Genomic DNA, 4061 nt, shown 5'->3' with positions numbered 1-4061 from the left:
GGAGTCCCTGGCCGAGGCCGCCGCCGGGTCGGTGGACGGCCCGCGGGCGTGGGCGCCCGGGGTGGCCAGGCGCCTGGGTCTGCCGGCGGCCGCCGGGCTGGGGCCGGCCACCTTCTACGCCGACCTCGCCGCCCCGCACGGTCGCCGCCATGTGCGGGTCTGCGCCGCGGCGGCCTGCTTCGCCGCCCGCGCGGGCCGTCATCTCGCCGAGGTCGAGAGCGCCCTGGGTGTCAGGGTCGACGGCGCCGACCGGAACGCGGACGTCTCGCTGCAGGCGGTCCGCTGCCTGGGCCTCTGCTACGCGAGTCCCGGCTGCCTCGACGGTGACACGCCGTGTACCGGCCCCACCCTCGCCGACCAGCTGACCGGGCGGCTGCCGCCGGTGGCTCCCGCGATCCCGGCCGCCGACGCCACCGGTGACCCGGTCGTGCTCGCCGGGATCGTCACCGGTGAGGAGTCCTGGAAGGTGTGGCCCGAGACCGTGGCCGCGGGAGATCCGGAGCGGGTTCGGGCCGCGGTGGCGGCTTCCGGGCTGAGGGGGCGGGGCGGTGCCGGGTTCCCGGTGGCCGCCAAGTGGGCCAGCGCGGGCGGCTCGCCGGACACGGTGGTGGTCGCCAACGGCGACGAGGGCGATCCGGGCTCTTATGCCGACCGGCTGCTGATGGAGGCCGATCCGGCGCGGGTGCTGGAAGGCCTGGCATTGGCCTGCTTCGCCTGCGGGGCCCGCCGTGCCGTGGTGCTGGTGCGTTCGGAGTATCCACGCGCGCTGGCCCGGATGCGGGCGGCGGTCCAGGAGGCCTACAGGGACGGACACCTGGGCCGGATGGTGCATGGCAGCGATGTCGACCTGGACGTCGAGGTGGTCGAGGGCGCCGGGTCCTACGTGGCGGGGGAGGAGACCGCGCTGATCGCCGGGCTGGAGGGCGGCCGCGGGTGTGCGCGGCCCCGCCCGCCCTACCCCACGCGGCAGGGACTGTGGGACGTCCCGACCGTGGTCAACAACGTCGAGACGCTGGCCGCCGTGCCGTGGATCGTCCGGCGAGGCGGAGACGCCTACGCCCGCCGCGGCACCCGGACCGAGACCGGCACGAAGCTGGTCTGCCTGTCCGAACGCTTCGCCCGGCCGGGCTGCTACGAGGTGGAGCTCGGCACGCCGGTGATCCGCATCGTCACCGAGCTGGGCGGTGGCCTGCGCGCGGGAGCGGAGCTGAGCGTTCTGCAGGTGGGCGGCCCGCTGGGCGGCTTCCTGCCCCCGGACGGGCTGGACGTGCCGCTGACCGAGGCCGACCTGGCCCGCCGCGGCGCCGCGCTCGGGCACGCCGGTCTCGTCGCCTTCGACCGGCGCGTGACGGCGCGGGAGGTGTTGCGGCACGTGTGGGAGTTCGCCGCCGCCGAGAGCTGCGGGGCGTGCTCACCGTGCCGGGTCGGCTCCCGGCGGGGCCTGGAGATCGCCGCGGCCGGTGCGCCGCCCGGTGAGGAGTACGCGCGGCTGCTGCGGGTGATGGGCCAGGCCAGCCTGTGCGCCTTCGGGCGGCGGGTGCCCGCCGCGGTGCGCAGCCTCGCCCGCGCCTGCGAGGACGAGCTCGGGGGGTGGGACCGGTGAGAGTCGAGGTCGACGGTGTCACCGTCCACCCGGAAGACGACGCGTCGCTGCTCGACGCGGTCCGCGCGGCCGGTGTCGAGGTGCCCGCACTGTGCCACGACGACCGCCTGAGCCCGGCGGGCTCCTGCCGTACCTGCCTGGTGAGGTCCGGCGGGAACGTGGTGGCCGCGTGTGTCACCCCGGCCGTGGACGGCGCCACGGTGGAGGTCGCCGCCGGCGAGTTGCGGGAGCTGCGCCGCGACGCGGTGGAGCTGATCGTCTCGGCCCTGCCGCCCTACGCTTTGGCCGGCGGCGCGGACGGTGGTGAGCTGGCCCGGGTCTGCCACACACTGGGGATCACCCCGGAGGCCGCCCGGGGCCGCGGCGGACGAGGCCGCGACGACACCCACCCCTACGTTCACCTGGACCGGGACCTGTGCATCGCCTGCGGCCGGTGCGTGCGCATGTGCGCCGAGGTCCAGGGCACCTTCGCCCTCACCCTGACCGGCCGGGGCGCGGACACGGTGGTCGCGCCCGGCACGGGCGGGCCGTGGGCGGAGTCCGATTGCGTCTCCTGCGGCGGCTGTGTCGACACCTGCCCCACCGGGGCGCTCACCGAGCCCGGCCTGCCGGCGGGCGGCAGGGCGAGGATCTCCACGCGGACCCGCACCACGTGCGGCTACTGCGGCGTCGGATGCTCGCTGGAGGTGCTCACCCGGGACGGCGAGGTCGCGGCGGTCCTGCCGGACCGCGACGGCCCGGTCAACCGGGGGCACGCCTGCGTCAAGGGCCGCTTCGCGCACGGCTTCCTCCACTCGCCCGAACGGCTCACCCGGCCGCTGCTGCGCCGCGACGGCAGCCTTACGCCGGTGAGCTGGGCCGAGGCGATCGACCACGTCGTTCGCGGCCTGCGGGCGGCCGTCGCCGAGGGCGGCCCCGACGCGGTGGCGGCGATCTCCTCGGCCAGGGCCACCAACGAGGAGAACTACCTGATCCAGAAGTTCATGCGGGTCGCCATCGGCACCAACAACGTCGACAACTGCTCCCGGCTCTGCCACGCCCCCTCGGCGGCCGGGCTGACCGCCACGTTCGGCCTGTCCGGCGGCACCGACTCCTTCGACGACGTGGAGAAGGCCGACTGCCTGCTGCTGGTCGGCGCCAACCCGGTAGAGGCCCACCCCGTGGTCGGCGCGCGACTGCTGCAGAGGGTCCTGCGCGGTGCGCGGCTGGTCGTCGCCGACCCCAGGGCCGTCGGGCTGGCCCGCCACGCCGACGTGCACCTGCGGCCCCGGCCCGGCTCCAACGTGGCCCTGTTCAACGGCCTGGCGCACGTGATGCTCGCCGAGGGCCTCGTCGACGACGACTTCCTGCGCCGCCGCGCCGCCGGGCTGGCGGAGCTCACCGCGCTGCTGGCCGGCTACCCGCCGGACCGGGTGGCCGCCCTCACCGGGGTTCCGGCCGAGGACCTGTTGGAGGCCGCCCGGCTCTACGGGCGGGCCGAGCGGCCGGCGATCGTCTACGGGCTGGGCGTCACCGAGCACCTGCACGGCACCGACGGGGTCCGCGCGCTGGCCAACCTGGCGATCCTGCGCGGCGCGGTCGGCACGGGGCGCGGCTTCGGGGTGAACCCGCTGCGCGGCCAGAACAATGTCCAGGGCGCCTCCGACATGGGTGCGCTGCCCGACCTGCTGCCCGGTTACGCGAAGGTGACCGACCCCGTCTTTCGGGCCAGGGCCGCCGGCGTCTGGGGAGCGCCGGTCCCGGAACGGCCCGGGATGCGCATCCCGGAGATGTTCGCGGCCGCCCGCGCCGGAACGCTGCGGGCCCTGTGGATCGTCGGCGAGGACGTCTGCGCCACCGACCCCGACGCCACCCGGGTCGCCGAGGCCCTGGAGGCCTGCCCGCTGGTCGTCTGCCAGGAGCTGTTTTTGTCCGAGACGGCACGCAGAGCCGACGTCGTGTTGCCGGCCGCGGCCTGGCTGGAGAAGGACGGCACCTTCGTCAACTTCGACCGCCGCTTCCAGCGGGTCCGCCCCGCCCTGGACCCGCCGGGGGAGGCCAGGACCGATTTCGCGGCCGTCCACGCCATCGCCTCCGCTCTCGGGGTGGACCTGGGCTGCCGGACACCGGCCGAGGCGCTGGCCGAGTGCGGCCGGGTGGCGCCGATGTTCGCGGGGATCTCCCACGAACGCCTCGACCGCGAGGGCGCCGTCCCCTGGCCGTGCCCGGACCCCGAAGGCCCGGGAGAGGCGAGCCTCTACCGGGAGCGGTTCGCCACCCCCGACGGCCTGGCCCGTCTGGCCGCGTGTCCCTGGCTTCCGCCGGGGGAGACGCCGGACGGCGATTACCCGCTGATCCTGGTCACCGGGCGCCGCTGGGCGCACTACAACTCCGGGAACATGACCCGCCGCACGGCCAACCTCGGATTGGACACGGCCGACCGGCTCGATCTCCACCCCGCCGACGCGGCCCGGTACGG

At 76.0% G+C, this 4061-nt stretch carries 2 protein-coding genes; both read left to right on the top strand.

Annotated features, from left to right (window positions below; translation table 11 throughout):
- Positions 1 to 1603: NAD(P)H-dependent oxidoreductase subunit E (locus ACFY2X_RS47155; protein WP_389951983.1), on the top strand; the 1603-nt coding region annotated here is incomplete at its 5' end.
- The coding region (gene fdhF, locus ACFY2X_RS47150; protein ID WP_389951980.1) for a formate dehydrogenase subunit alpha at positions 1600 to 4061 on the top strand (2462 nt) is incomplete at its 3' end. The genes ACFY2X_RS47155 and fdhF, both read left to right, overlap by 4 nt.

This window comes from Streptosporangium sp. NPDC000396 (genome assembly GCF_042898655.1).
Classification (GTDB): Bacteria; Actinomycetota; Actinomycetes; order Streptosporangiales; family Streptosporangiaceae; genus Streptosporangium.
This window is presented reverse-complemented; position numbering and strand designations above follow the sequence as displayed.